Source organism: Kytococcus sedentarius DSM 20547 (assembly GCF_000023925.1).
In the GTDB taxonomy this organism is placed as follows: Bacteria; Actinomycetota; Actinomycetes; order Actinomycetales; family Dermatophilaceae; genus Kytococcus; species Kytococcus sedentarius.
The window spans coordinates 560,730-586,181 of sequence record NC_013169.1 but is presented as its reverse complement, the minus strand read 5'-3'; the positions used below and the strand labels follow the sequence as shown (position 1 = coordinate 586,181).

The window sequence follows — 25,452 nt, the reverse complement described above, 5'->3', positions numbered from 1 at the left end:
ACCATGCCGGCATGGCCATGACGCTGCGACTGACCGATGAGGACGCCCGGCTGCTCGGGGAGCTGGCCGCGGCCCAGGGCGTGAGCCGCCAGGAGGCCACCGTTCGCGCCATCCGGGAGACTGCCGCGCGGCGCGGACATGAGAGCACGGTGCGCACCCTCTCCGCAAAGGCACGCGAGCGCTACGCCGACCTGCTCGACAAACTCGGCACGTGACCACCTACCTGACCCTCGAGGACCTACTCACCCTCACAGGCGACCTCGGCGTGGGCCCGGTGCGTGACGTTGGGCTGCTCGAGTCAGCGGCCCACCGGCCCTCGACCTCCGTGTGGGGCCAGGAGGCCTACCCGGAACTCGACCTGAAGGCAGCGGTTCTGCTGGAGTCCATCGTGCGGAACCCCCCGCTGGTGGACGGCAACAAGCGCCTGGGTTGGTTGTCGCTCGTGGTGTTCTACGGCCTCAACGGAGCCGAGCTCGACGCACCGGACGACGAGGCCTACGACCTCGTCGTGGGCGTGGCGAGCGGTGTCGTGGAGCCGGCTGAGGCCGCCGCGGCCCTTGGGCGATGGTGGGGCTGATCAGCCCAGCGTCTCCAAGACGGCCCAGACCCCTGCACCGACACCTTCAGTTCAACGGAAGGACTCGCCCGTGAGGCGCTCGTAGGCCTCCACGTACTTGCCCCGCGTCGCCGCGGCCACGTCAGCGGGCAGAACCGGCGGCGGGGTGTCGGACTCCTTGTCCCACCCGGACGCCGGCGAGGTCAGCCAGTCGCGCACGTACTGCTTGTCGAAGCTCGGCTGCTGGCGCCCCGCCTCGAACCCCTCCGCTGGCCAGAAGCGTGACGAGTCCGGGGTGAGCACCTCGTCGGCCAGCACGATGCGGACGCTCCCGGCATCGAGCTCCTTCTGGGTGACGGTGCGCAGGTCCCGCTCGGCCTCGACCCCCTCCAGGCCGAACTCCACCTTCGTGTCGGCCACGATGATGCCGCGCCCGGCCGCCACCTCGTGCCCCCGCCGCAGGATGGCGACGGTGAGATTGCGCGCCGCGCGGGCCAAGGGCTCACCGATGGTGGTGACCACCTGCTCGTAGCTGATCGGCTCGTCGTGCTCCCCCGCCGGCGCCTTGGTGGAGGGGGTGAAGATGGGGTCGGGCAGTTCGTCGCCGTCGACGAGGCCCTCGCGCAGGCGCACCCCGGAGACCGTCCCGGCCCTCCGGTACTCGCTCAGCCCGCCACCGGTGAGGTGGGCTCGTGCGACGCACTCCACCGGCAGCATCCGCAGCCGCTTCACCAGCACCGCACGGCCCGCCACCTGCTCGGGAACCAGCGGCGCCTCGGTGGCCAGCACATGGTGCGGCACCAGGTCGGCCAGCTGGTCGAACCACCACAGGCTCATCCGGGTGAGCACCTCCCCCTTGTCCTCGATGGGGGTGGACAGGACGTGGTCGTAGGCGCTGATGCGGTCGCTGGCCACCATGAGCAGCACCTCGTCCGCGGCGAACCCCCCGGGCAGCGGGGCGTCGGGGCCGGGTGCGTAGAGCTCGCGCACCTTGCCTGCGTGGACGAGCTCATACCCGGGGAGGGTTGGCCCGGTGGGGGTGCCGGGCTGCGCAGTGCGCTGGGGGTCTGCAGGAGTGGTCACAGGACGATCCTTCCGGCCGCTGCGTCCGCGGCGATGTCGGTGCGCGCCCACCCGCCGGGCAGGTCGATGAGGGACAGCGCGGCGTAGGCGTTATGCCGGGCGTGTGCGAGGTCGGCGCCGCGGGCCACCACATCGAGCACGCGGCCCCCGGCGGCCACCAGGCGCGGGGACCGGTTCGTCGTCCCGGCGCCGCTGGCCAGGTCGCCCGAGGCGTCCTCGGTGCGGGTGCCGGCGTGCAGCACGACGGCCCCGCGCGCCTCGGCCTCGGCGATGCCGGTGAGCTGACCCCCCGGCACGGGGCTGACCGGGTACCCGTCGGCGGCGAGGACCACGACGACGGCGGACTCGTCGGCAAAGGTGAGGTCCGCCGCATCGGACAGACTGCCGGTCGCGGCGGCGAGCAGCAGCGGCGCCAGCGGCGACGTGAGGCGCGCGAGGACGGCCTGGGAGTCCGGGTCGCCGAAGCGGACGTTGAACTCGACCACCCGGGGGCCGGCGGCGGTGAGCGCCAGGCCGACGTAGAGGACGCCCACGAAGGGCGTGCCGCGGCGGGCCATCTCGTCGGCCACGGGCTGGGCGACGGTGCGGACCACCTCGTCCTCGAAGCCCTCGGGCGCCCAGGGCAGCGGGCTGTAGGCACCCATGCCGCCGGTGTTCGGGCCGAGGTCGCCGTCGCCGGCCCGCTTGAAGTCCTGCGCGGCGGGCAGGGCGCGGGCGGTGATGCCGTCCAGCAGGCAGAACACGCTGGCCTCGGGGCCGTCGAGGTACTCCTCGATGACGACCTGGCCCTCCTTGGCGATGCAGTCGGTGGCGTGCTGCTCGGCCTCCGCGCGGTCGGTGGTCACCACGACCCCCTTGCCGCCGGCGAGGCCATCGGCCTTGACCACCCACGGGACGGGCGTACCCGCACCGGAGGTGGCGAAGGCATCGAGTGCCTCGGCGACCGTGGCGTCGTCGGTGCAGGTGCGGGCCTGCGCGGTGGGGACCTGCGCGGCGGCCATGACCTCCTTGGCGAAGGCCTTGCTGCCCTCCAGGCGGGCGGCGGCCTGGTCGGGGCCCAGGGTGGGGACTCCCGCATCGCGCAGGGCATCGGCGACGCCCGCCACCAGCGGGGCCTCGGGACCGACCACGACGAGCTCGGCACCCAGCTCCTGGGCGAGGGCGACGACGGCGGCCGGGCTGGCAGCATCGACGGCGCGGCACTCGGCGAGCTGCGCCATGCCGGGGTTGCCCGGGGCCGCGAAGAGCTCGAGCGGGTGGGCGGGGTCTTGCGTGCGGCGGAGGGCCTCGAGGATGCCGTGCTCGCGTCCCCCGGTGCCGATGACGAGGATCTTCACGCCGCGAACCCTATCGGCACCCCACCCCCGGGCAAGGTGGCCACCTGATGTGCCCGGGTTGTCGCGACACGCCGGGGTTTCGCGCGATGCGTGAGCATCAGGTGGCCAAATTGCCGAGGGGGGTGGGCTCAGCCGGCGGGGGTGCGGACGAGGCCGCGCTCCCACCCGGCCGCACCGAGCAGGTACTCCAGGCGGGTGTGGTGGCGGTCCTCGCGGGCCTGCATGAACTCGAACTCCTCGGGCAGAAGTGCGTAGAGCTGCCAGTCCGGGTTCGGTTCACCGTCGTAGGACGGCCGACCCTGCCAGTCCCGCTCCGAGGCTTCGCGGCCCAGCTCCTGCACCCCGCCGGTGATGCGGACCGTGCGCCCGGCCTCCTTGAACCAGAACAGCATCGAGGCCCGCGGGATGGTGGCCAGCTGCTGGCTCTTGCGGCTGCTGCGGTGCGTGGAGAAGTGGTAACCGTCGGTGTCGACGTCCTTGAGGATCAGCGTGCGGGCCACCGGGGTGCCGTCGTCCCGGACGGTGGCCAGGGTCATGCCGTGCGGTTGGCGCTCGCCCGCCTCGATGGCGTCGCCCAGCCAGCTCGCGAAGAGGTCGTGCGGGCTGGCCGGGGCCCGGTCGGGGTCCAACTCGGGCAGGTCCGCCGGGAAGGACGGCAGGGCACGGAGGCGGTTGCGCAGCGTGGTCATGCCTCGACGGTATCGAGGACCTGCGTCCTGCAGGCAGGAGTACCCACCGCCCCACCCCCGCGAGCAGCACCTCCCAGCCCACGCCCGCGCGAACCCTCCACACTGGAGGCATGAGCACACAGGACGAGGTCCGCATCGAGTGCGTCCAGGGCGACATCACGACCCAGGAGGTCGACGCCATCGTCAACGCGGCCAACTCCGGGCTGCGGGGCGGCGGCGGGGTGGACGGCGCGATCCATCGCGCCGCCGGGCCGGACCTGCTGGCCGAGTGCGAGGAGCTGCGGGCCGGGCCGCTGCCCGACGGGCTGCCGGTGGGCGAGGCCGTGGCCACCGGCGCCGGGAACCTGCCGGCCCGGTGGGTGGTGCACACCGTGGGGCCCAACCGCCGCGCGGGGCAGACCGACCCCGCCCTGCTGCGGGCCACCTTCGCGAACTCGCTGCGCGTGGCCGATGAGGTGGGGGCGGCGTCCGTGGCCCTGCCCGCCGTGGGTGCGGGCGTGTACGGGTGGTCGGCGGCCGATGCGGCAGCGGCGGCGATGGCGGCGGCGCAGGAGTTCGCCGCGGACGCACCGCAGTCGGTTCGGCTGGTGCGGTTCGTGCTGTTCTCACCCGAGCTGCTGTCCGCCTTCGAGGCCGCGCGGGGCTGAGGGGCAGCGTCAGCCCCGCGACGAGTCGGTCCGCCAGGCCGACACGAGCATCCACACCGCGGCCAGCGCGACCGCCACGCCGTACGCCATCCGACCCACCGGCGGCAGGTAGAACTGCGGAAGGAAGACCGCCATCAGCGCGGCGAGCGGCCAGGCCGCCCGGCTCCCGGCGGCTCGCTGCCAGCCCCGGCCCAAGCACCCGGCGGCCAGCGCGAGGAGCAGGAGCCCCGCTCCGAAGGCGGTGATCGCCACCGGCTGGGAGCGGATGGCCTCCTCGAGCGTCATCACCCCCGCGGTGCCGGACTGGGCGGCCCGGCCTACCGCGTGGAGCCCGAAGGCCTCCGCGCCGTAGTACGGCAGCACGAGCACGAGGCCGAGCAGGCCAGACGCGCGCGCGGTGCGGGTTGCGAGGTCGGGGCCCACCTCATGGACGCGTAGCAGGAGGCGCACGAACGAGGCCAGGGCCACCACCCCCAGGCAGTGCGAGGCCACCCACAGCGGTGAGGCGAAGGCGGCTGCCGCCTCGAGGGTGGCGCCTCCCCCGACATCGCCGTAGGGGCGCAGGAGCAGGTAGCCGCACATCCCCGCGCCGAGCCCTGTGAGCGGGGCGACGAGGCGGCGGGGGTCGATGGGGTGGAGGGTGCGGGCGGTGGCAGACATGGTTCTCCTCTCATTCCGAGAGCGGCGCTCTCAGCGCCCCTCACGGTAGAGAGCGCTGCTCTCGCAAGTCAAGAGCACTGCTCTTTCAGTGAGAGGATCGGGCCCATGGGCACACGTGAGGAGACGAAGCAGCAGACCCGGGCGCGGATCCTCCACGCCGCGCGGAAGGAGATCGCAGAGCGCGGGGGCGTGGGGCTGTCCATGCGGGCCGTGGCCCGGGGCAGCGACCTGGTCTCGTCAGCGGTGTACCGCTACTTCCCTTCCCGGGAGGCTCTGCTCACCGCGATGATCATCGAGAGCTACGAGCACCTCGCCGGAGCCCTGGGAGAGGCTCCGGACGGCTCACCCGCGGATCGGTGGCGGCACCTGGCGTCAGCCTTCCGCGACTGGGCGCGCCAGCACCCCCACGAGTTCCAGCTGATCTACGGCACCCCGATCCCCGGCTACCAGGCACCGCCGGAGACGGTGCCTGCCGCGACGGCCGTGGCGAGCCCCTTCCTGGCGGCGGCCCGGAACGGGGCCGCGGCGGCCTCGAGGTTCGCCGGGGCGGAGCTGCTGGACCAGCTGGCGGGCCCAGCGTCCGAGCTCGACGCGGAACCGGCCCGGCTGGGGGCCGTGCTCGCCGAGCTGGCGGCCCTCGTGGGCGTGGTCAGCTTGGAGCTCGCCGGACACCTCGTGGGGACCGCCGACCCCGCGGACCACCTCTTCGCAGCCCTCGTGGAGCGACAGGTGACCACCCTGGGGCTGGACTGATGGCCGCGGCGAGCAGCTCGGCGATGCGCATCGTCGCCGCTCCGGGCCGAGAGCGAGACGGGAGAGCGGCTACAAGGCGGCGACGAGCGCCGGAAGCGCCTGGCCGGCGGGCGCCTCGATGACGTGGTCCGCCCCGTCCGGCAGCGAGGACCCCGCGGGGTTCACCTCCACCACGGGAACCCCGGCTTCCCGCGCGATGCCCGGGACGGCAGCCGCCGGGTAGACCATCCCGGAGGTGCCCACCACCACAACCATCTCGGCCCACTCCGCAGCGGTCACCGTGGCCTCCAGCGCCCCCGCGGGGAGCATCTCCCCGAACCACACCACGCCCGGCCGCACCAGACCACCGCAGCGCCCGCACACCGGTGGCTCCAGCCGCTCCACGGGCTCGGGCACCGGCGGGTACTCCGCGTCGGACGCCGCCCCGCACCGTGCGCACCGCAGCGCGAACAGGTCGCCGTGCACGTGGGCCAACACCTCGGCGCCGGACCGCTCGTGCAGGCCGTCCACGTTCTGGGTGCTGACGCGCAGGTCCACCCCCTCGTGCTGCTGCCAGGCCGCGATGGCGCGGTGCCCCGCGTTCGGCTCCGCACCCCGCACCAGGTGCGCCCGCCACGCGTACCAGGCCCAGCACTGGGCGGGGTCAGCCGCCCACGCCTCCGGGGTCGCGAGCTCCATCGGGTCGAAGCGCGCCCACAGCCCGGTCGCGGCGTCCCGGAAGGTGGGCACGCCGGACTCGGCCGATGCTCCGGCCCCGGTGAGCACGAGCACCCGCCGGGCCGAGCGCGCCAGGTCGACCACCGCATCGGGGACGAGGCCGCTCATACCCGGTCCTCCGCGGTCTCGTCCGCGTCCGGCCGCTCCAGGACGAACAGCCGCACCGTCTCGTCGTAGTAGTCGTCGGTGAGCCCCGCGTCGCGCATGCCCAGACGCGTGCACACCCGCATCGAGGGGTGGTTCTCCGGATCGGTCACGGCCACCACCCGCGGCAGCCCCGCGCCCCAGGCGTGCTCCAGCACCCGGCGGGCGGCCTCCGTGGCGTACCCGTTCCCCTCGTGGTCGACGTGGATCCGCCAGCCGAGCTCGAGGTCGGACTCCCCGTCGGCGCGGGGGTTGTCCGCCGAGAACGGGATCGGCTTGAGCATCAGCAGTCCCACCGGCCTGCCGTCGGCCAGCGTGACGCACCACATGCCGTGCACCGGGTGGTCGGCGTAGGAGGTGAACCGCTCCAGCTGGTGGGACGTGCGCTCCGGGGTGGTGGTGGCCTGGGAGGGGATGAACCGCTCGATGCCGGGGTGCCGGTGCAGGTCGGCGACGAAGTCGTGGTCGCCCGTGGTGAAGGGCCGGAGCACGAGGCGCTCGGTGGTGAGGGTCTCCATGGATCCGAGGCTACCGTGCGGCCCGGCCGCGGCCCGTAGACTGATGGCCCTTTGCCGACGGCACCCACAGCAGGAGCACGCGTTGAGCACGTCCCGTGAGCAGGACCCCCTCGTCGAGCAGCAGATCGCCCTCGAGCAGGCGCACGTCGATCGCGTGCACGCCGAGCTGGCCAAGGCCGCCGAGCGGGCCGGCCTGGTGGAGGCCGAGGGGCTGGCCCGCGGGCGCACCATGCGCACCGGCGACGTCCGCGACGAGGAGATGTCCGGCCTGTTCGAGCGCGACGCGCTGGTGTTCTCCAGCCACAAGCGCCGCACCTCCCTGGAGATGGAGCACGAGGGCCTGGTCTTCGGGCGCCTCGACCTGGACCACTCGATGCCGGATGCCGGCCCCGCGGAGGGCGAGGCACCCACCGTCGAGGAGGTGCGCTACATCGGCCGCCTGGGCGTGCGCGACGACGACTACGAGCCGCTGGTGGTCGACTGGCGCGCCCCGGCCGCGAGCGCCTTCTACCGCGCCACGCCCGTGCAGCCCCACAAGGTGGTGCGCCGTCGCGTGCTGCGCTGCCGCGCCGAGCAGGTCATCGGCATCGAGGACGACCTGATGGTGGCCGAGCCGCCGGAGGACCTGCCGGTGGTCGGCGACGGCGCCCTGATGGCCGCCCTCACCCGCTCCCGCGGTGGGCGCATGCGGGACATCGTGGCCACCATCCAGCAGCACCAGGACGAGGCCATCCGCGCCGAGGCCCGCGGCGTCACCACCATCACCGGTGGCCCGGGCACCGGAAAGACGGTGGTTGCCCTGCACCGCGCCGCCTACCTGCTCTACACCGACCGGCGCCGCTACGAGCACGGTGGCGTGCTCGTCATCGGTCCGAGCGCGGCGTACACCGCCTACATCGAGCGCGTGCTGCCCACGCTGGGTGAGGACTCGGTGGCCCTGCGCGCCGCCGGTGACGTGGTGGACGGCATGACCGGCCTGCGCCTGGACGCCCCGGAGGCCGCGCGCGTGAAGGGGATGCTGCGCATCCGCAAGGTCCTCGCCCGCGCCGCGAAGGCCCCGGCCCCCGACGCCCCGGTGGAGCTGCGCTGCTTCGTCTCCGGGCACGCCATCCGGCTGGTGGAGCAGGACCTGCGACGCATCCGCAACACCGTGCTGCGCGGCGCCAAGCGCAACGACGCCGCCGCGGCAGCCCGCGAGATGCTCTCCCAGGCCGCCTGGACCCAAGCACGCTCGCAGACCTCCGGCGAGATCCTGCGCGAGGACCGGGAGCGCTTCTTCAGCCGCTTCGAGGACTCCCGCGAGGTGGATGCCTTCATGGAGTCCTGGTGGCGTCCCGTGGACCCGCGCGAGGTGGTGCTCTGGCTCGCCGACGCCGAGCAGCTCGCCGGCTGGGCCCGGGACGCGCTGGACGCCGAGGAGCAGGCCGCTCTCGCCGCATCGATGCAGGTGGCCCTGGACACGGGCACCTGGTCGGTGGCCGACGCGGCCCTGGTGGACGAGGTCTCCGCCCGCATCGGGCAGCCGCAGGTGGAGGTCGACACCGAGCGGGGCTTCTACGAGGTCGAGGAGCTGGACGACGCCAGCCAGTACGGCGTCTCCGCGCTGAAGGGTGGCGAGGGCCGCGCCGAGACCGAGTACCACCAGGTCTCCCCCACCACAGCCTGGGAGAAGCTGCTGTACGGCACCGTGGAGCAGCCCGCGACGTACGCCCACCTGCTGGTGGACGAGGCGCAGGACCTCTCCCCGATGCAGTGGCGCATGCTGGGCCGCCGTGGCCGGACCGCGTCGTGGACCGTGGTGGGTGACGCGGCGCAGGCCAGCTGGCCCGATGCGGCGGAGGCCGAAGAGGCCCGCGACGAGACCTTCGGCGCCAAGCCGCGCCGCTCGTTCCACATGGACACGAACTACCGCAACGCCAGCGAGATCTTCGCCTACGCCGCGGAGTACATCCGCCGCCACGAGCCGGAGGCGGACATCCCGAACGCGGTGCGCGAGACCGGGGTCCAGCCACGGGAGGTGGGCGTCACGGCAACGGGGAAGGACTCCGGCGCGTGGGCGACCGCGGCCGTGGAGGCGGCGCGCGAGCTGGTCGATGAGGTGGACGGCGCGATCGCGGTGATCACCCCGGCGGTCCACCGGGTGGACGTGGAGGCGGCGCTGGAGCCGCTGCGCGGCGAGCACCCGCGCGTGGTGGCGATCGACCCGATGAGCACCAAGGGCCTGGAGTACGACGCGACCGTGGTGGTGGACCCCGAGGAGATCGTGGCCGAGTCCCCCGGCGGCGCGCGTGTGCTGTACGTGGTCTTCACTCGCGCCGCGCACCGGATGGTTGTGCTGGCCGAGGGGTGAGGGCTGCGGGAGGCCGATGGTGGCCGGGACGCGGCCGCACCGGGGCTCCGAGGCGCCTCAGGGGTTCTGCGGCCCCGGCGAGACCCACTCACCCGGGACGGCATCGCCCTCCTCTTGGGTGCCGTTGAGGAAGTAGCTGTCCACGTACCGCGTGAGCGCCAGCCCACCCTCCTTCACTCGGGCGATGTCCTCCGCAGAGGGTTCCCGGTCATCGCCGGGGATGGCCAGGTAGGCGGCGCTGCGCCCCTCGGTGATGCCGACGCTGAGGACGGTCCACGGGTCGGGGACCTCGCCGACGGCGTCGAGCAGGCCCTCCATCTGACCGGCCGGCAGCAGGCGGGTGTCGAACGCGAGGTTGACCGGGTCGGTCGCCCCCGGCACAGCCGAGGCGGCCACCTCGCCCTGCACCACGGCCCCGGCCGGCCACGAACGCACCGCCCGGTCGAGCTCGACCGCCTGGGAGCGGTCCATCTCCCCGACCTCCATGGACAGGTGGCCGTCCGGTGTCTGCTGCATCGTCCGGACCTCGATGCCCTGCCCTGCGAGCTCCGCGCCGATCGCGGCGAGCGACGCAGTGTCCTGGCCGGCCCCCGCCTGAAAGGTGAACGACGACCCGCCCTGCCCCTGGATGGTGACCGTCAGGTCGTTGCCGACGGCACCACCGCTGATTGCGATGGACCGCGCGAGGTCGGCCATGTCCGCATCCCGCACCACCGCCGAGACGCTCGACGGCGTCACCATGGCCACGTGGTCCACGTCGGGATCGAGCGGCTGCGCGTCGGGAGCCGCAGCCTCGAGGTCGGAGGCCAGACCCAGGGTCCGCCGGTCGACCAGGTCGTCGCCCTGCAGTCGGAAGGTGACGCCCTCCCGCTCACCGACCCGGTACTTGGGGTCCCCTCCCTCGGTGAGGGCACCGGCCATCGCCCCGGCGACGGAGAGGATCTGCTCATCGCTGGTCTCGGGCGAGAAGTGCAGCGTCGTGATGACCTCGGGGTTGGTTCCGCCGAACAGGGTGTCCGGTTCCTCGAAGGTCACCGAGTCGACCGACTGCACCTGCGGCTGGTCCCGGGCCCACGACTCGAACTCCTCCACCTGCCCCCCGTCCACACCTGACCCACACCCGGCGGTCAAGCCCAGCCCGGCCGCGGTCAGGACCATCCACATGCGCCTCATGCGGCCACGGTAGGCGGCCTGCGGGACACAGGGATCCTCCTGTGGTTCCGCCGGCTCCTCCCGACCACCGACCGGAGCAGGAGACCCCCCGGCGGGGCGCGCTCTCTCTCCGTGGTGTTCACCCGTGCCGCGCACCGGGTGGCGGTGACCACCGAGGGGTGAGCGCACCCGCCTGTCGCGCGCCATCTGCCGTAAGCCGCTCGCCCAGTGCGTGTTTCCAGAAACCATTGCCGGCCTGGGGGGCAGCCCTAGACTGCCATCAGCCCTTCACAGGGGGGGCACGACTGACGGACAACACCATGACATCCCATCGCGTTACCGTGGCGCTGGCAGGCGCCCTGACCCTCCTCTGGTCTGCGGCACACGGCGAGGACGAGGCGGCCATCTCGCCAGCGCAGTCCCAGCAGGTCGACGAATTCACCAGTTCCCAGGACCTTGGCATGCCCACCGATGACGTGTCCAGGTACGTTTCGGGACAGGACGAGTTCGCCGTCCTCGTGGACGAACTGCAGCGCGACATGCCCGAGGGGTATGTCGACGCCGAATGGGATGGCCCCGGCTCACGGGGCACCTACATCGCGATGCGCCCGGACCATTACGAGGCTGCTGTGACCGCGGTGACGGCATCGGACCCCTCCCTCGTCGAGAGATTGCTGGTGTCCTACGCGGTCCCGGCCACCACCCGTTCCGAAGCGGAGTACGACTTGGTGGACCAAACCGCAAGGCTGACCGACGGCGCCCAGGACATTTCGGCGACCATCGACCCGAAGACCAACGAAGCAAACATCACCGTCATGACGCGACCTTCCGCAAACACTCGGCTGGCGCGAGTCGGCGGCATGTCACCGGTGCATGTGGAACAGCAACTCGAACTGCCCGATTTCGTGAAGTCCGCCTCGGTCGAGTTCGCGGCGAAGGAATCGGGGCCGGAGTTCGCTTCCGGCGGGAACTGGTGATGTCCATGGACCGCTTCTTCAATCCGCGTCGCGCCGGTGCACTCCTGGGCTGCGCTCTGACCCTCTGCGTGACCAGCGGCTGCGGCCAGGACGGCACTCAGGCCGCCACATGGCAGGGTGAGTGGGGCCACACCGACAAGGGCTACACCGCGACCCTCTCCGAGTCGGACGGGTGCCTGAAGGCCACGGTCGACGGCACGGAGTATCTGGCGGTACTGCCTTCCGGTTCGTCCGTGCAGGGCGACACGGTGAAGACGCCGGACAAGGAGTACGACCTGGCCTCCGAGGTCACGATCGGCGGATGGGGGGCCAGCCGGCAGGAGGCCGAGGACACCGTCTCTGTGACGATCCCGGAAGTCTGCACCGACCAGACCGACCGCGTCTGGCTTCTCACCTGAGGCCAACGACACGAGTGGGCTCCGCCGGGACGTCCCGGCGGGGCCCACTGTGTTTTCGACTCAGCGCCCAGGCGCCAGCTCGTGGCGCACGATGGACTGCTCGCGACCCGGGCCCACGCCGATCACGCTGATGCGGGTGCCCACGAGCTCCTCCAGCCGCAGCACGTAGTCCTGGGCGGCCTGCGGCAGCTCGTCGAAGGCGCGGCACCCAGTGATGTCCTCGGTCCACCCGGCGTGGTCCTCATAGACCGGCTCGGCGTGGTGGAAGTCGCTCTGCGACATCGGCATCTCGTCGAAGTACACCCACTCGCCCTCGCGGCGGCCGTCACCCAATCCGGACGCCTTGGCGGCCGGCACCCGGTAGCCGGTGGCAACGCGCAAGGTCTCGAACCCGGTGAGCGTGTCCAGCTTGGTCAGCACCATGTCGGTCAGCCCGTTGACGCGCGTGGCGTAGCGCCCCACCAGCGCGTCGGCCCACCCGCACCGACGCGGACGCCCCGTGGTGGTGCCGAACTCGAACCCGGCCTCCCGCAGGGCGTCACCCGTCTCGTCGAGCAGCTCGGTGGGGAACGGCCCCTCCCCCACGCGGGTCGTGTAGGCCTTGAAGATGCCGACCACCCGGTCGATGCGGCCCGGCGCCATGCCCGACCCGGTGGACGCCCCCGCCGCCACGCAGGAGGACGAGGTCACGAACGGGTAGGTGCCGTGGTCCACATCGAGCATGGTGGCCTGGCCCGCCTCGAACAGGACGGTCTCCCCCGCATCGAGGGCGCGCGCGATCTCCAGGCCGGAGTCGACCACCATCGGGCGCAGGCGATCGACGTAGCTGCGCAGCTCGGTGACCACCTCGTCGGCCTCCACGGCGCGGCGGTTGTAGGTCTTCACCAGCAGCTCGTTCTTGAGCACCAGCGCGGCCTCGACCTTCTGGCGCAGGATGGACTCATCGAACAGGTCCTGCACGCGGATCCCGGCGCGGTTCATCTTGTCGGCATAGCTGGGGCCGATGCCGCGGCCGGTGGTGCCGATCTTGCGCTTGCCCAGGAAGCGCTCGGAGACCTTGTCGAGCGTGGTGTTGTACGACGGGATCACGTGGGCGTTGGCGCTGACCTTCAGCTTGCTGGTGTCGACCCCGCGGGCCTCCAGGGCCTCGATCTCCTCGAAGAGCACGGCCAGGTCCACGACCACCCCGTTGGCGATGATGGGGGTGACACCGGGGGTCAGGATGCCGCTGGGCAGCAGGTGCAGGGCGTACTTCTCGCCGTCGATCACCACGGTGTGGCCGGCGTTGTTGCCGCCGTTGAACTTCACCACGTGGTCGACGCGTGCGCCGAGCTGGTCGGTGGCCTTGCCCTTGCCCTCGTCGCCCCACTGGGCGCCCACGATCACGATCGCCGGCATGCCGGCTCCTTCCGCCCACGCCACTCGGATGCCCGGACGGACCACCCGCCGGACGCACCGGCCGGTGGCGTCTGCCGACGCGCCCTGGGGCGGTGAGGCAGGGCCGCCCTGCGCGGAGGCCGGTACCCCGGGAGTCTACCGATGCGGGCGTGCCCGCCTGCGTCAGGCTGCCTGCCCCGCCAGGGGGGCCACCCCATCAGGCTGCCCGCCCCACCGAGGTGGCCACTCGTGGTCACCTGGACTGTCGAGGTGACCACGAGTGGCCACCTCGGGGTGGGGGCCGATGCGGGAAGCGCTCGCACGGTGGAGCATGGCCGCATGACCACCGACGCCCCCTGGCTCACCCCACCCCCGGCCGATGTGGGCCGGATGGTCCGCCTCGTGCCCCTCGCCCCCGACCACGCCGAGGGATGGTTCTCCGCCGCCCAGGCCACCGGCCCGGAGGCGTGGCGGTGGCTGTCCCGACCCTTCCCCCGCACGCTCACCGACGCCCGCGCCGACATCGAGGCCGCCCTGTCGGAGCAGGAGCGGGGCACGCGCCTCCCCCTGGCCCAGCTCGATGCGGTGGACGGCACCTTCGTGGGCACCACCTCGTACTACGCGCCGGACGCGGACGTGCGCTCGGTGGCCATCGGCTACACGTGGCTGGCCGGGTGGTTCCAGGGCCGTGGCCACAACGCCGAGAGCAAGCTGCAGCTGCTGCACCACGCCTTCGAGGGGCTGGGCGCCGAGGTGGTGGTCTGGCACACCGACGCCCTCAACGCCCACAGCCGGGCGGCGATCGAGAAGCTCGGCGCCCACCACGACGGGGTGCTGCGCCACCACAAGCGGCGCCCGGACGGGACCGTCCGGGACACCGCCTGCTTCTCGCTGCTGGCCGACGAGTGGCCCGCGGCCCGAGAACGGCTGGAGGGCCGCGTCTCCGCGGCCCTCCAGCCCGGGGCCGGTTGACGTCCGGACGGGCCCGGCGTCAGACGGTCGGCACCACCAGCACCGCCCAAGCCACCAGCGGGGCGACCACGACGATCGACATGCCCCACTGCATCAGGCGCTTGAACACCATCTCGCGCTGCTCGGGCTCCGCGTTCGCCACCACCAGGGCGCCGTTGGTGGAGAACGGGCTGCAGTCCACCACCGAGCTCGAGATGGCCAGCGCCGCGATGAGGCCGATGGCGGACACCTGGTCGGTCAGCAGGAAGGGCACGGCCAGCGGGATGAGCGCACCGATGATGCCGGTGGTCGAGGCGAAGGCCGAGACCACGGCGCCGATGAAGCAGATGAGCAGCGCGGCCACGAGCGGGGCACCGACGTTCGCGACGCCGTCGCCGAGCCAGTCCACGACGCCCTGGTTCTGCAGCAGCGTCACGTAGGTGACGATTCCGCCGATCAGCAGGACCGTTCCCCAGCTGATCTTCTCCACCGCACCCTTGGCCGATGCGGGGAACACCAGCGTCAGCGCGACGGCGATCGTCAGCGCGGTGAAGCCCACGTCGAGGTCGAACCCAAGGGCGCCCACCAAGAGCGCGAGCATGCCCACCAGGGTCAGCGAACGCTGGGCGTCCAGGCGGGTGGCCTGGGCGGCCTCCTGCTCCTGCTCGGTCGAGCGGCGGGCCTCCACCGCGGAGTGCGGCTCACCCGAGCGCTTCTCGCTCCACGGGGTCGGCCCCTCGTCCACGAAACCACCCACCGCGATGGGCTCGCGTCCGCGGGCGACGAGCTGCCGCCCACCGAAGGCCACGTAGGCCAGGGCCGCGATGGCGGCGCTGGCGAAGAAGGTCGTGAGGAACAGCACCAACTGGTTGCCGGGGATGCCGTTGCCCTCGACCACGCCGTTGGTGATGGAGCCGAAGATGCCGATGGGCGAGAAGCTGCCGGCCGTGGCGCCCTGCACCACCATCATCCCCATCATCAGCGGGTGGATCTGGTAGCGCAGCGCGAAGCCCATGGCCACCGGCGCCACGATGGCGACCGCGGCCGGGCTCACCGCACCCATGGCCGTGACCGCGGCGCAGACGAGGAACATCGCCCACGGAACGAGCGCCACGCGCCCTCCGACGGCGCGGACGGCCGAGTGGACGATCCAGTCCACCGTCCCGTTGTTCTTCGCCAGGGCGAACAGGTAGGTGACACCCACCAGGATCACGAACAGGTCGGCCGGGAACCCACTGAGCACGTCGTCGACCGAGACCCCGTAGACGCTGAGGCCCACGATGAAGCTGGCCACCAGGGCCAGCGCACCCATGTTGACCCCCCGCAGGGTGGCGATGAGGAACACGATGGCCAAGACCGCCAACGCGATGATTTCGTGCGACATGCAGCCTCCTGATGAGCGCGCGGGCCGATGTGACCCACGCCATGATCCGGCCGATTGTGTCAGTGGACTGGCCACCTGACAACCAGTCCAGCAAAGTCCGTCTTGTGGCTACACTCCGGCGCATGGCCGGCTCACCCGATCGCCCGACGTTCGCCCCCCTGCGGCGCGAACGCCTGCACGACCGCCTGGCCACCCACATCTCGAACTTCATCGACGCACAGGGCCTGTCCGCCGGCGACCGCCTCCCGAGCGAGCGCCAGCTGGCCGCGGAGCTGGGCGTCAGCCGGGCCACCCTGTCCCGCGCCCTGGCCTCCCTGGAGAGCAAGGGCCGCATCGAGGTGCGCCACGGGGTCGGCGCCCTGGTGCGCTCCCCCGGCGGGGCCGGTGAACTCGACGCGCTCGCCTCCACCCTCACCGCCACCCCGCGCGATGAGGTGGCCGTCGCCCGGGAGGCCGTGCTCGCCGGGATCGCCCGGGCCGCGGCGGCCAACCCGAACGACGCACTGCGCGCCGCGATGCTGGCGGGCGACGGCACGACCCGCACCTTCAGGGACACCTGGCGCTGCATCCGTCACCTGGCGCACTCCGAGCTGCTGACCGACCTCGACGCCATGCTCGGCGCCAGTGCCCCGGACCCGGCCGACTCCCCGGCCCTGGAGGACGCCCTGGCCCGGCTGGCGCGCGCCATCGTCCGGGGGGACGCCGCGACCGCGGCCACGCGCTGCGACGGGCTGCTGCGCCTCAGCGACTCCTGAGCCGCCCCACCACCTCTGCCGCGACGGCGCGGGCCAGCTCCTCGGTGGACCGCCCGGCCTCGGGGACCACTCCCTGCACGATGCCGGCCCGCGCCATCGCGCCGGCCCCCACCTGCTGCGAGCGCGCAAGGTCCGCGGCGTGCTCTACGTCGCCGTGCACGATGAGGCTGGCCCCCTCGGGCGGCAGGGGTGCCAACCACGCGTTCTCGAGGGCGAGCACCTCGTCGGCGGCGAGCAGGGCCAGCGCACCGCCCCCGCACCCCTGCCCCAGGATCACCGCCAGGGTGGGCACCTCCAGGGTCGCCAGCCGGCCGATGCAGCGGGCGATCTCCCCGGCCATGGCGCGCTCCTCCGCATCGACCGAGAGCTCGGCGCCCGGGGTGTCGATGACGGTCACGACGGGCAGGCCCAGCTCCTCGGCCAGTTGCATGGCCCGGTGCGCCTGACGCAGGGCGGCCGGTCCCATCGGAGAGGTACGGCTCTGCCGCGCGCGGTCCTGGCCGATGACGACGCAGGGCAGCCCGTCCAGCCGGGTGAGCGCGACCAGCACCGAGTCGTCGATCTCCCCCTTCTCGGTGCCGCGGATGGTGATGGTCTCGGCCGCGGCGTGCGCCAGCAGGTCGCGCACGCCCAGGCGGTCGCCGCGGCGGGTGGTGACGACGGCCTCCCAGTCGTCCTCGGGCGGCGATGCGGTGAGCGGGGCCCGCTCGAAGCGCGGCTCGGTGGCCGGGTCCGCCAGCACCGCCAGCGAGGTCGCGACCAGCTGCGGCAGGTCCTCGGTGGCCACCACCCGGTCGATCACGCCCAGCTGCGCGAGGTGCTCGGCGCGCTGGACGCCCTCGGGGAAGGGCTCGCCGTGCAGGCCCTCGTAGACCGACGGGCCGAGGAAGCCGATGAGGGCGCCCGGCTCGGCGACGGTGACGTGCCCGAGGGATCCCCAGGACGCGAAGACGCCCCCGGTGGTGGGGTGCCGCAGGTGCACCAGGTAGGGCAGACCGGCCCGGCGGTGCTCCATGATCGCCCGCGAGATCTCGATCATCGTGACGAACGCCGGCGTCCCCTCCTGCATACGGGTGCCGCCCGATGCGGTGCTGGCCAACAGGGGCAGGCCCTCGGCCGTCGCCCGCCGCACCGCGGTCACGATGCGGTGCGCCGCCGCCCGGCCGATGGAGCCGCCCAGGAACCGGAACTCCCCCACCAGGACGGCCACCGGGCGTCCCTGCACGGCGCCACGCCCGGTGAGCACCGACTCGTCCTCGCCGGACTTCTCCGCGGCACGCCGCAGCGCGTCGCGGTAGGAGTCGCCCACCTCGCCGTGGTCCACCGGCTCGTCCCAGCTGGTGAAGGACCCGGCGTCCAGGACGAGGTCCACCAGCTCCCGGGCCCCGTAGCGGCGCGGCGTCTGGCCACTGGCATCGTGGGCGGTCGCGGTCATGGCTCCTCCGGGGGATCGCGGCAGGCGGCCGGGCCGGTGTGGTCCAGTGGCCTGACCAGTGGGACAGGTGCCACTATGGCACGCCCGGACCCAGACCACGAGAGGACGACCATGACGCTCGGCGACGCGTTGATCGTGCTCGTCGCCGGTTTCGGCGCCGGCGCCCTCACCTCCAGCGTGGGCGTCGCGTCCCTCGTGAGCTTCCCGGTGCTGGTGGCCCTCGGACTGCCGCCGGTGCTGGCCAACATGACCAACGCCGTCGGCCTGGTGCCTGCGGGTGTCGGGGGCGGGCTCGGCTATCGCGAGGAGGTCCGCGAGCACCCGCGCCTGAACCTGCTGGTGCTCGTGCTCACCGGCCTGTCCGGCCTGGCCGGCGCCGCGCTGCTGCTGGTGCTGCCGCCCGGGGTCTTCGAGCTGGTCGCCCCGTGGCTGCTGCTGTTCACCTGCGCCATCGTCGCGGTGCAGCCACGCCTCTCCCGGTGGCTGGCACGCCGGCGGGAGTCCCACGGTGAGGGTGGCGACCGGGTGACGCTCTCCCCCATCGCGATCGGGTTCACCCTGCTGATCGGCGCCTACGGGGGTTACTTCGGCGCGGGCGCGGGCGTGATGATGCTGGCGCTGCTGGCCCTCTCGCTCGACCTGGACCTGCGCTTCCTGGCGGCCATGCGCACCACGTCGATGCTGGCCTCCAAGCTCACCGCCGCCTCACTCTTCGTGGTGGTCGCGGAGATCGACTGGCTCGCCGCGGGCATGCTGGCGCTGGGCTCGGTCTTCGGCGGGTACGCCGGCGCGCGGGTGGCGCGCCTGCTCCCGGACCCGGTGCTGCGGGGCGCCGTCATCGTGGCCGGTGTGGCCGCGGCGGCCTACCTCTTCGTCGCCTGACGCCCCGCCGCACCTCAGACCGCGGGGCGCTCGATCCCGAGCTCGGCCGCCGCGGTGGCCGAGGAGTCGGCCAGGAAGCTCGCGCAGCGCTGCTCCTCATCGGTCTCCCCGATGACGCCCGCGGCCTTCGAGAGCACGGCCAGGCACCGCAGGAAGCCACGGTTCGGCGCGTGCTCCCACGGCACCGGCCCCTGGCCCTTCCAGCCGGCACGGCGCAGCGAGTCCAGCCCGCGGTGGTAGCCGGTGCGCGCGAAGGCGTAGGCCTCCACGGTCAGCCCGTCCTCCAGCGCGGCCTCGGCCAGCTCGGCCCAGGCCGCCGAGGAGGTCGGCCTCGCGGCGGCCACGGTCCGCGCGTCCTGCCCCTGCTCGAGGGCGGCCACGGCCGGGTCCTCGGGCAGGTGCGTCTCCGGGATGCCCAGCAGGTTGCCGCTGCTGCTCAGGGAGCCTCCGGTCCCGCCGGCCATCAGCGGTGCGTCCCGGCCGAGCGGAGGTTCTCGCAGGCGGTCACCACGCGAGCGGCCATGGCCTCCTCGGCCACCTTGCCCCAGGAGCGCGGGTCGTACTGCTTCTTGTTGCCCACCTCGCCGTCGATCTTCAGCACGCCGGAGTAGTTCTCCAGCATGTAGCCGGCCACCGGGCGGGTGAACGCGTACTGGGTGTCGGTGTCCACGTTCATCTTCACCACGCCGTAGTCCACCGCGTCGGAGATCTCCTGCTCGGTGGAGCCCGAGCCGCCGTGGAAGACCAGGTCGAAGGGCTTCTCGGCCACCGACGAGTGCTGGCTCGGGCCGAACTTCTCCACCACGGCCGCCTGCGCCTGCTGCAAGATCTCCGGGCGCAGCTTCACGTTGCCGGGCTTGTAGACGCCGTGCACGTTGCCGAAGGTCAGGGCAACCATGTAGCGCCCTTTCTCCCCCAGACCGAGGGCCTCGACGGTGGCGATGGCGTCCTCGGGGGTGGTGTACAGCTGCTCGTTGATCTCGTTGGCCACGCCGTCCTCCTCGCCGCCGACCACGCCGATCTCGACCTCGAGGATGATGTCAAGGGCCCTGCAGCGCTCCAGCAGCTCGGAGGCGATCTGCAGGTTCTCCTCCAGCGGCACCGCCGAGCCGTCCCACATGTGCGACTGGAAGAGCGGGGTGCCGTGCGCCTTGTACTCCTCCTCGGAGGCGTCCAGCAGCGGGCGCACGAACCCGTCCAGCTTGTCCTTGGGGCAGTGGTCGGTGTGCAGCGCGATGTTCACGTCGTGGTTCTTCGCCACCTCCCGGGCGAAGGCCGCGAAGGCGCGGGCTCCGGTGACCATGTCCTTGACGGTGGGGCCGGAGAAGTACTCCGAGCCACCGGTGGACACCTGGATGATGCCGTCGGAACCGGCCTCGGCGAAGCCGCGGATGGCGGCGTTCAGCGTCTGCGACGAGCTCACGTTGATGGCCGGGTAGGCGAACTTCTCCGCCTTGGCCCGGTCGAGCATGTCGCGGTAGACCTCGGGCGTTGCGATGGGCATGTGGTTCTCCTCGGTGAGTCCGTCCAGAGCCGGGGCACCGATGCGTGGTCCACGCCGCGCGCGGCCGGCGCCGGTGCCGTGCGGTCGCCATCTTGTCAGAGCCGATGGGGCAGCGGCACCTGCCCGCCGTCAGGCCGGCAGGCCGTGGATGTGCTGGCGCACCCAGGCGTGCATCGCCACCGCCGCGGCCGCCCCGGCGTTGATCGACCGGGTGGACCCGAACTGCTCGATGTGGAGCACCGCCTCACAGCGCGCGACCACCTCCGGCGTCAGGCCGGGCCCCTCCTGGCCGAAGACCATCACGCACTCGGCAGGCAGCATGTACCCCTCGAGCGCCACGGATCCGGGCAGGTTGTCGATGCCGATCAGCGGCAGCCCCGTGCCCCCGTCCTGTCGAGGAGCGGCGGCCGCCCACGCGGCCAGCTCCCCCGCATCGGCGTGGTGGAACTCGTGCTGGTAGCGGTCGGTGACCATGGCCCCCCGCCGGTTCCAGCGGCGTCGCCCGACGATGTGGAAGGCCGCCACGTTGAACGCGTTGGCGCTACGGATCACCGAGCCGATGTTGAAGTCGTGCCCCCAGTTCTCCACGGCCACGTGCAACCCGTGGCGCCGCTCGTCCAGGGCCGCGACGATCGCCGACTGGCTCCAGTAGCGGAACGCGTCGGCCACGTTGCGGCGGTCGCCGTGCTCGAGCAGCTCGGGGTCCAGGTGCGCCGGCAGCTCGCCCGCGTCGTCCCGGGGCCAGGGGCCCTCCCACGGACCCACCCCGACGACGCGCGCCGGGCCGGTGCCCGCATCGTGCTCGGGCTGGCTGGAGCGGGGCGTGGGGTCAGGCACCGGACCAGCGTGTCACGCGCGGGCGGACACCCTGGACGTGGCCGGCTCCTGCTGCCCCAGCGAGTCCGGCTCCACCGGCAGGTCCGCGGTTGCCTGCTCGTCCTGCTCCCGCTGCTCCTGCTCGCGTTCCTGGACGGCCATGTCCCGGGCGATCCCAGGCAGGCGCCACCCGGAGACGACCAGCAGCACCAGCGCGGCGGCGCCGAGCGCCAGGAAGGCCGGGCGGGGGTCCATCACCGATCCGATGATGGCACCCACCCCGAGCGCGCCGACCGTCCCCAACCGGGTGAGACCGCCCAGCCCCGCCATCACGGCGCCGCGCCGCTCGTCGGGGGTGCTGGTGACGGTGACGGTGATCGCGCTGGCCACGACGAGCGCCTGCATCACGCCCAAGGCCACCTGGCCGACCACGTAGAACCAGAAGTTCGGCGCCAGACCGATCCAGAGTAGGGCCACGCCGCCGGTGACCAGACCGGCGACGAAGGCCCAGACCCGCTGGGAGGGGGCCAGGATGCGGGCCGTCATCCACGCGCCGACCACGCCGCCCACCGCGGCGAAAGCCTCGCTGGCGCCGTACTGCGCCTCGCTGGCGCCCAGCGGACCGCGCACGAGGAAGACCTCGATGACGTTGGAGGCGCCCTGGGCGATCATGAACGACACCATCACGGTGACGATGACGGCCGCCGTCGGCACCGAGCGGACCGCCGCGATGCTGCGCGAGACCTGCCCGAAGGGGGTGCGCCGCCAGAAGCGGGCCCAGGGCGTGGCCTCCGCGGCCTTGCGACGGGCCTCCTCACGGGCGTCACGCAGCAGCGCGTCGGCCGGCCCGCCACGACGGGTGCGGACGGACAGTGCGGGCACGAGCACCAGGGCGGCCAGCGCCGCGGTCACCCCCAACGCGACGGTGCCCGAGGTCCACCCTACGAGCACGCCGCCCAGCGCTGCGCCCAGCGGACCGGCGACGCTGGTGATGCCCTGCTGCCAGGAGGCCACGGCCCCCACCCGGCCCTCCCCCACGATGCGGGGGACCAACGCCTCCCAGACCGGGGCGTTGAACGTGGCGCCCGCCTGATACACAAAGGCCAGCACGATCACCAGGGGCAGCGCGATCGATGCCGGAGCCCAGGCCACGGCGGCGGTCACCCCCAGGGCGCCCAGGACCTGCACCAGGACCCCGACGGTCAGGACGTGGCGGGAGTCGTGCTGGTCGGCCACCTCTCCCGCGGTCCCCATGAAGAACAACGCAGGCAGCGCCACGGCCAGCATCACGGCGGCCAGGCCGACCGCACCGTGCGGGGAGGCCTCGACCCAGAGCATGAGCGCCACCATCAGCATCCTCGAGGCGGCGGTCACCAGTCCGCGGCCGGCCACCACCCACGGCACGTCCGGCACCCTCCACAGGGACTGCTGTGGCGGGGTGCTGAACTCGGCGGTCAGGGTGGCAGGCATGGCCCCTTGACCCTAGGTCGCCGGGCGGGGGAAGAGGAGCCAGCCGTGTAAAGACTTGGTATGGATTGCGGTCGCCCGCTGCCCGCCGAGAGCCGCCGGGCAACGGTCCGGTGACTCAGGCCAGGCCGATGTCGCCCAGCCCCAGGGCCGCCCGGTACTCGACGCCCTGCGCCTCCACGGCCTCCCGCGCCCCGGAGGACCGGTCCACGATCACGGCGACGGCCACCACCTCGGCACCGGCCTCCCGGGCGGCCTCGACGGCGGTGAGCGGCGAGTTGCCCGTGGTCGAGGTGTCCTCCACCACCACCACCCGGCGCCCCTCGATGGAGGGACCCTCGATGCGCTGCTGCAGGCCGTGGGCCTTGCCGGCCTTGCGCACGACGAACGCGTCCAGGGGGCGACCCTGCGCGGCCGCGGCGTGCAGCATCGCGGTGGCCACCGGATCGGCCCCCATGGTCAGGCCACCCACGGCGTCGAACTCGAAGTCCGCGGTGAGCTCCAGCATCGCCCGGCCCACCAGCGGCGCCGCACTGCCCGAGAGCGTCACCCGGCGCAGGTCGACGTAGTAGTCGGCCTCCTTGCCGGAGGAGAGGGTCACCCGGCCGTACACCACCGCATCGGCGGCGATGGTGTCGGCGAGCTGCTGCTTGACGGAGGACGCTGCGCTGGTCATGCCCCGGAGGGTAGCGAGTCGCCGGCCGGCTCCTCGAGGTGCTCCTGGGGCGGACCCTCGGCCCGGGTCGTGACCGCCCGGCGGGCAGCGCGGGCGGCGCGGTCCCGCTCGTTCGCCCGCTGCACCAGGGCCAGCACCACCCGCCGCGGCAGGCGCGGGAGCACCAGCATCGCCGCCTTGTACGGGAGCCCGGGCACGCAGGTGACCTCCCCGGACCCCACCGCGGCCAGGGACTCGCGCACGACCTTCTCGGCCGGCAGCCACATCCACTCCGGCGCTCCGCCGAACTTCTCCCCGCTGCGCGCGTGGAACTCGGTGTGCGTCAGCCCGGGCAGCAACGCCTGGACGTGCACCCCGGTGCCGTGGAGGTCCAGCGCCAGGCCCTCGGAGAACCGGGTGACCCAGGCCTTGGCGGCCCCGTAGCTGCCGTAGGGCAGGAAGCCCGCCACCGAGGAGACGTTGATGATGACCCCCGCGCCCCGGTCCGCCATCCGCTGGGCAGCGGCCTGGCTGAGCACCATGACGGCCCGCACCATGACGGTCAGAGCGTCCTCCTCGTCCTCGATCTCGCTGCGGAGGAAGCCAGATCCCAGCCCGTAGCCGGCGTTGTTGACCAGCACCGTCACGGGCGCCTCGTCCTGGCGGATCCGCCGCGCGACCCGCTCGATGTCGGCGCGCTGGGTCAGGTCGGCCGAGAGCACCTCGGTCGGGACGCCGTAGTGCGTGCCGAGGTGGATGGCCAGGGCCTCCAGGCGCTCGCGGTCGCGGGCCACCAGCACGAGACCGTGCCCCTTGGCGGCCAGCTGCTCGGCGAACTGCTTGCCGATGCCTGAGGAGGCGCCGGTGACCAGCGCCATCGGGTGGGAGGAGTGCTCAACCGAGGTCATGGGACAACTGTCGCAGCCCGGCGGGGCCGGCGCCCGCTGGGACGCGCCGCACGATGGGCGCGGTGCAGCCAGACGCTGCCGGCCAGCATCACCAGGCAGGCGGCGGTTCCGCAGGCCACGTAGGTGCCGCGAGGGCCGAGGGCGGACCCGAGGAGGCCACCGATGGCCAGGGCACCCAGGGAGAAGGCACGGACGGTGCCCACGAAGGCGGCCTGCACCCGCCCGCGCCGGGCCTCGGGCGTGTGGAGCATCAGCAGGGTGGCGGAACTGACGTTGGCGGCCATGTTGCCGGCGCCGATGGGGACGGCCAGCCCGACGTACCACCACCACGACGGGACGACCCCCGCGACCAGGATGAGGACGGACACGACCCAGAAGCCGCCGAGGAAGAGGACGAGCCTCGCGGCATCGGAGGTGACGCGCCGGACGCCCCACGTCCCGATGACCGCGCCGACCCCGAAGGCGACCTCACCCCATCCGTACTGGGCGGCCGAGGCTCCCAGCTCCTGCCGGGCGAGCAGCACTTCCACCACGTTGACCGCCTCCCCCACGAGCACGAGTGGAGTGAGCACCAAGAGGATCGGCCCGAGCACCGGGTGGGTGACGAGCCAGCGGAGGGTAGAGACGGTGGGCGGGGCCTCCGCGTCCTCCGACTCGGCGATCTCGTCGGTGGCGAGTGGGTGCGTGGCCGCCCCGCCACCCCGGCGGGTCCGGATCGCGAGTGCTGCCACACCCCCGGCGAGAGCGCAGAGCGCCGTGATGCCGGCGGCTGCCACCACGCCGCCGAGGGAGTAGGCGAACGCGCCGAGCAGCGCCCCGGCGGGTGCCGCGAGCACGCCGAGCCCCTGCTGCCACGCCATGGCGTCCCCGATGCGCTCGTCCCCCACCACCTTGGCGGTCAGGGCGGGCCAGACCGGCAGCTCGAGAGCGTGGCCGGTCTGGACGAGCGCCACCGTTCCCAGGGTCAGCCACCACCAGAGGGTCTCGCTGCCACCTCCCGGTCCCGGCGCACGGACGGCGGCCACCAGGCCCGCAAGACCCGCCAGCTGGACCGCCGTCGCGGCCAGGAGCAGCTGGCGCGAGTCGCGAGTGTCCGCCAGGCGGCCCGTCCAGCCGATGGTGAGGACCACCGGCAGGGTCACGGCCCCCATGAGCAGGGCCACCCCCACCGCCCCTCGCCCGGCGCCCTCGGTGGTGAGCAGCAGGGCCGTGGCCAGGGCCGAGCTGCCGAGCAGGGCTGCGAGACGCGCGGGCAGGATCCAGCGGATGTCCCCCTCGGTCCAGATCGAGGCGGAATTGCGAAGGTTTTCTTTCATGATTGTGAAGGTAATGCTTCA

General features: G+C 73.0%; 27 protein-coding genes. 10 read left to right on the top strand and 17 right to left on the bottom strand.

Annotation, left to right across the window (positions count from 1 at the left end; all coding sequences use genetic code 11):
* The first annotated feature begins 11 nt into the window (after positions 1-11).
* Both KSED_RS02825 and KSED_RS02820 read left to right on the top strand, forming a co-directional pair.
* On the top strand, positions 12-215 hold the full coding sequence (locus tag KSED_RS02825; RefSeq protein ID WP_012802071.1) for a ribbon-helix-helix domain-containing protein: 204 nt from the start codon (positions 12-14) through the stop codon (positions 213-215).
* Complete coding sequence (locus tag KSED_RS02820; RefSeq protein WP_012802070.1) at positions 212-577, top strand: type II toxin-antitoxin system death-on-curing family toxin; 366 nt, start codon at positions 212-214, stop codon at positions 575-577. The genes KSED_RS02825 and KSED_RS02820 overlap by 4 nt, the downstream gene beginning before the upstream one ends.
* Positions 578-628: 51 nt before the next feature.
* Here KSED_RS02820 and KSED_RS02815 read toward each other — a convergent pair whose 3' ends face one another.
* The 3 genes from KSED_RS02815 to KSED_RS02805 all read right to left on the bottom strand — a co-directional run bounded on the left by KSED_RS02815 (position 629) and on the right by KSED_RS02805 (position 3,665).
* Positions 629-1,639: a phosphoribosylaminoimidazolesuccinocarboxamide synthase gene (locus tag KSED_RS02815; protein ID WP_012802069.1), complete on the bottom strand. Its 1,011-nt coding sequence runs from the start codon at positions 1,637-1,639 to the stop codon at positions 629-631.
* On the bottom strand, positions 1,636-2,976 hold the full coding sequence (gene purD / locus KSED_RS02810; RefSeq protein ID WP_012802068.1) for a phosphoribosylamine--glycine ligase: 1,341 nt from the start codon (positions 2,974-2,976) through the stop codon (positions 1,636-1,638). The genes KSED_RS02815 and purD overlap by 4 nt, the downstream gene beginning before the upstream one ends.
* A 128-nt stretch (positions 2,977-3,104) precedes the next feature.
* A complete protein-coding gene (locus tag KSED_RS02805) occupies positions 3,105-3,665 on the bottom strand; it encodes a pyridoxine/pyridoxamine 5'-phosphate oxidase (protein WP_012802067.1) in 561 nt (186 codons plus the stop codon).
* A gap of 110 nt (positions 3,666-3,775) precedes the next feature.
* Here KSED_RS02805 and KSED_RS02800 point away from each other — a divergent pair, with 110 nt between their 5' ends.
* Positions 3,776-4,312: an O-acetyl-ADP-ribose deacetylase gene (locus KSED_RS02800; protein ID WP_012802066.1), complete on the top strand. Its 537-nt coding sequence runs from the start codon at positions 3,776-3,778 to the stop codon at positions 4,310-4,312.
* 9 nt (positions 4,313-4,321) lie between these two features.
* Here KSED_RS02800 and KSED_RS13410 read toward each other — a convergent pair whose 3' ends face one another.
* Positions 4,322-4,972, bottom strand: coding sequence for a hypothetical protein (locus KSED_RS13410; protein ID WP_012802065.1), 651 nt, complete (start codon positions 4,970-4,972; stop codon positions 4,322-4,324).
* Between the two features lie 105 nt (positions 4,973-5,077).
* Here KSED_RS13410 and KSED_RS02790 point away from each other — a divergent pair, with 105 nt between their 5' ends.
* The gene (locus tag KSED_RS02790; protein WP_012802064.1) at positions 5,078-5,725 is read left to right on the top strand and encodes a TetR/AcrR family transcriptional regulator; all 648 of its coding nucleotides are present in this window, start codon (positions 5,078-5,080) and stop codon (positions 5,723-5,725) included.
* Positions 5,726-5,794: 69 nt separating this feature from the next.
* Here the strand turns inward: KSED_RS02790 and KSED_RS02785 are convergent, their stop codons facing one another.
* Both KSED_RS02785 and KSED_RS02780 read right to left on the bottom strand, forming a co-directional pair.
* Complete coding sequence (locus KSED_RS02785; RefSeq protein ID WP_012802063.1) at positions 5,795-6,550, bottom strand: SIR2 family NAD-dependent protein deacylase; 756 nt, start codon at positions 6,548-6,550, stop codon at positions 5,795-5,797.
* A complete protein-coding gene (locus KSED_RS02780; RefSeq protein ID WP_012802062.1) occupies positions 6,547-7,104 on the bottom strand; it encodes a GNAT family N-acetyltransferase in 558 nt (185 codons plus the stop codon). Before KSED_RS02780 ends, KSED_RS02785 begins: the two co-directional genes overlap by 4 nt.
* 82 nt (positions 7,105-7,186) lie before the next feature.
* On the opposite strand from KSED_RS02780, the gene KSED_RS02775 reads away from it, so the two are divergent.
* Positions 7,187-9,454 carry a HelD family protein gene (locus tag KSED_RS02775; protein WP_012802061.1) on the top strand — a complete coding sequence of 756 codons (2,268 nt, stop codon included), beginning with the start codon at positions 7,187-7,189 and terminating at the stop codon, positions 9,452-9,454.
* A gap of 57 nt (positions 9,455-9,511) precedes the next feature.
* Here the strand turns inward: KSED_RS02775 and KSED_RS02770 are convergent, their stop codons facing one another.
* Positions 9,512-10,627, bottom strand: coding sequence for a hypothetical protein (locus KSED_RS02770; RefSeq protein ID WP_143827329.1), 1,116 nt, complete (start codon positions 10,625-10,627; stop codon positions 9,512-9,514).
* Positions 10,628-10,947: 320 nt separating this feature from the next.
* Between KSED_RS02770 and KSED_RS02765 the strand changes: the two genes are divergently transcribed.
* Both KSED_RS02765 and KSED_RS02760 read left to right on the top strand, forming a co-directional pair.
* Positions 10,948-11,583 carry a hypothetical protein gene (locus tag KSED_RS02765; RefSeq protein ID WP_012802059.1) on the top strand — a complete coding sequence of 212 codons (636 nt, stop codon included), beginning with the start codon at positions 10,948-10,950 and terminating at the stop codon, positions 11,581-11,583.
* Positions 11,583-11,981, top strand: coding sequence for a hypothetical protein (locus KSED_RS02760; protein ID WP_012802058.1), 399 nt, complete (start codon positions 11,583-11,585; stop codon positions 11,979-11,981). Before KSED_RS02765 ends, KSED_RS02760 begins: the two co-directional genes overlap by 1 nt.
* Positions 11,982-12,041: 60 nt before the next feature.
* Here the strand turns inward: KSED_RS02760 and KSED_RS02755 are convergent, their stop codons facing one another.
* Positions 12,042-13,379 (bottom strand): adenylosuccinate synthase, encoded by a 1,338-nt coding sequence (locus KSED_RS02755; RefSeq protein WP_012802057.1) that lies wholly within the window; start codon positions 13,377-13,379, stop codon positions 12,042-12,044.
* A gap of 318 nt (positions 13,380-13,697) precedes the next feature.
* Between KSED_RS02755 and KSED_RS02750 the strand changes: the two genes are divergently transcribed.
* Positions 13,698-14,330: a GNAT family N-acetyltransferase gene (locus tag KSED_RS02750; RefSeq protein ID WP_049758600.1), complete on the top strand. Its 633-nt coding sequence runs from the start codon at positions 13,698-13,700 to the stop codon at positions 14,328-14,330.
* Positions 14,331-14,349: 19 nt separating this feature from the next.
* On the opposite strand, the gene KSED_RS02745 is transcribed toward KSED_RS02750, so the two are convergent.
* Complete coding sequence (locus KSED_RS02745) at positions 14,350-15,693, bottom strand: SLC13 family permease (protein WP_012802055.1); 1,344 nt, start codon at positions 15,691-15,693, stop codon at positions 14,350-14,352.
* A 122-nt stretch (positions 15,694-15,815) separates the two neighbouring features.
* Between KSED_RS02745 and KSED_RS02740 the strand changes: the two genes are divergently transcribed.
* Positions 15,816-16,448 (top strand): FadR/GntR family transcriptional regulator, encoded by a 633-nt coding sequence (locus KSED_RS02740; RefSeq protein WP_012802054.1) that lies wholly within the window; start codon positions 15,816-15,818, stop codon positions 16,446-16,448.
* On the opposite strand, the gene KSED_RS02735 is transcribed toward KSED_RS02740, so the two are convergent.
* On the bottom strand, positions 16,435-17,883 hold the full coding sequence (locus KSED_RS02735) for a carboxyl transferase domain-containing protein (protein ID WP_012802053.1): 1,449 nt from the start codon (positions 17,881-17,883) through the stop codon (positions 16,435-16,437). The genes KSED_RS02740 and KSED_RS02735 overlap by 14 nt on opposite strands.
* Before the next feature lie 111 nt (positions 17,884-17,994).
* Between KSED_RS02735 and KSED_RS02730 the strand changes: the two genes are divergently transcribed.
* Entirely contained in the window at positions 17,995-18,765 is a 771-nt protein-coding gene (locus KSED_RS02730; protein ID WP_012802052.1) for a sulfite exporter TauE/SafE family protein, read from the top strand.
* Between the two features lie 14 nt (positions 18,766-18,779).
* Here KSED_RS02730 and KSED_RS02725 read toward each other — a convergent pair whose 3' ends face one another.
* From KSED_RS02725 to KSED_RS02695, 7 genes are all read right to left on the bottom strand, one after another.
* Positions 18,780-19,229 (bottom strand): DUF3151 domain-containing protein, encoded by a 450-nt coding sequence (locus KSED_RS02725; RefSeq protein ID WP_012802051.1) that lies wholly within the window; start codon positions 19,227-19,229, stop codon positions 18,780-18,782.
* Positions 19,229-20,269, bottom strand: a complete 1,041-nt coding sequence (gene fbaA, locus KSED_RS02720; protein WP_012802050.1) for a class II fructose-bisphosphate aldolase — start codon at positions 20,267-20,269, stop codon at positions 19,229-19,231. Before fbaA ends, KSED_RS02725 begins: the two co-directional genes overlap by 1 nt.
* A 129-nt stretch (positions 20,270-20,398) precedes the next feature.
* Positions 20,399-21,106 (bottom strand): TrmH family RNA methyltransferase, encoded by a 708-nt coding sequence (locus KSED_RS02715; protein WP_012802049.1) that lies wholly within the window; start codon positions 21,104-21,106, stop codon positions 20,399-20,401.
* Positions 21,107-21,118: 12 nt separating this feature from the next.
* The gene (locus KSED_RS02710) at positions 21,119-22,555 is read right to left on the bottom strand and encodes an MFS transporter (protein WP_012802048.1); all 1,437 of its coding nucleotides are present in this window, start codon (positions 22,553-22,555) and stop codon (positions 21,119-21,121) included.
* 115 nt (positions 22,556-22,670) lie between these two features.
* Positions 22,671-23,228, bottom strand: coding sequence for an orotate phosphoribosyltransferase (pyrE, locus tag KSED_RS02705; protein ID WP_012802047.1), 558 nt, complete (start codon positions 23,226-23,228; stop codon positions 22,671-22,673).
* Positions 23,225-24,115 (bottom strand): SDR family NAD(P)-dependent oxidoreductase, encoded by an 891-nt coding sequence (locus tag KSED_RS02700; protein ID WP_012802046.1) that lies wholly within the window; start codon positions 24,113-24,115, stop codon positions 23,225-23,227. Before KSED_RS02700 ends, pyrE begins: the two co-directional genes overlap by 4 nt.
* Positions 24,112-25,431, bottom strand: a complete 1,320-nt coding sequence (locus KSED_RS02695) for an MFS transporter (RefSeq protein WP_012802045.1) — start codon at positions 25,429-25,431, stop codon at positions 24,112-24,114. The genes KSED_RS02700 and KSED_RS02695 overlap by 4 nt, the downstream gene beginning before the upstream one ends.
* Positions 25,432-25,452 lie beyond the last annotated feature (21 nt).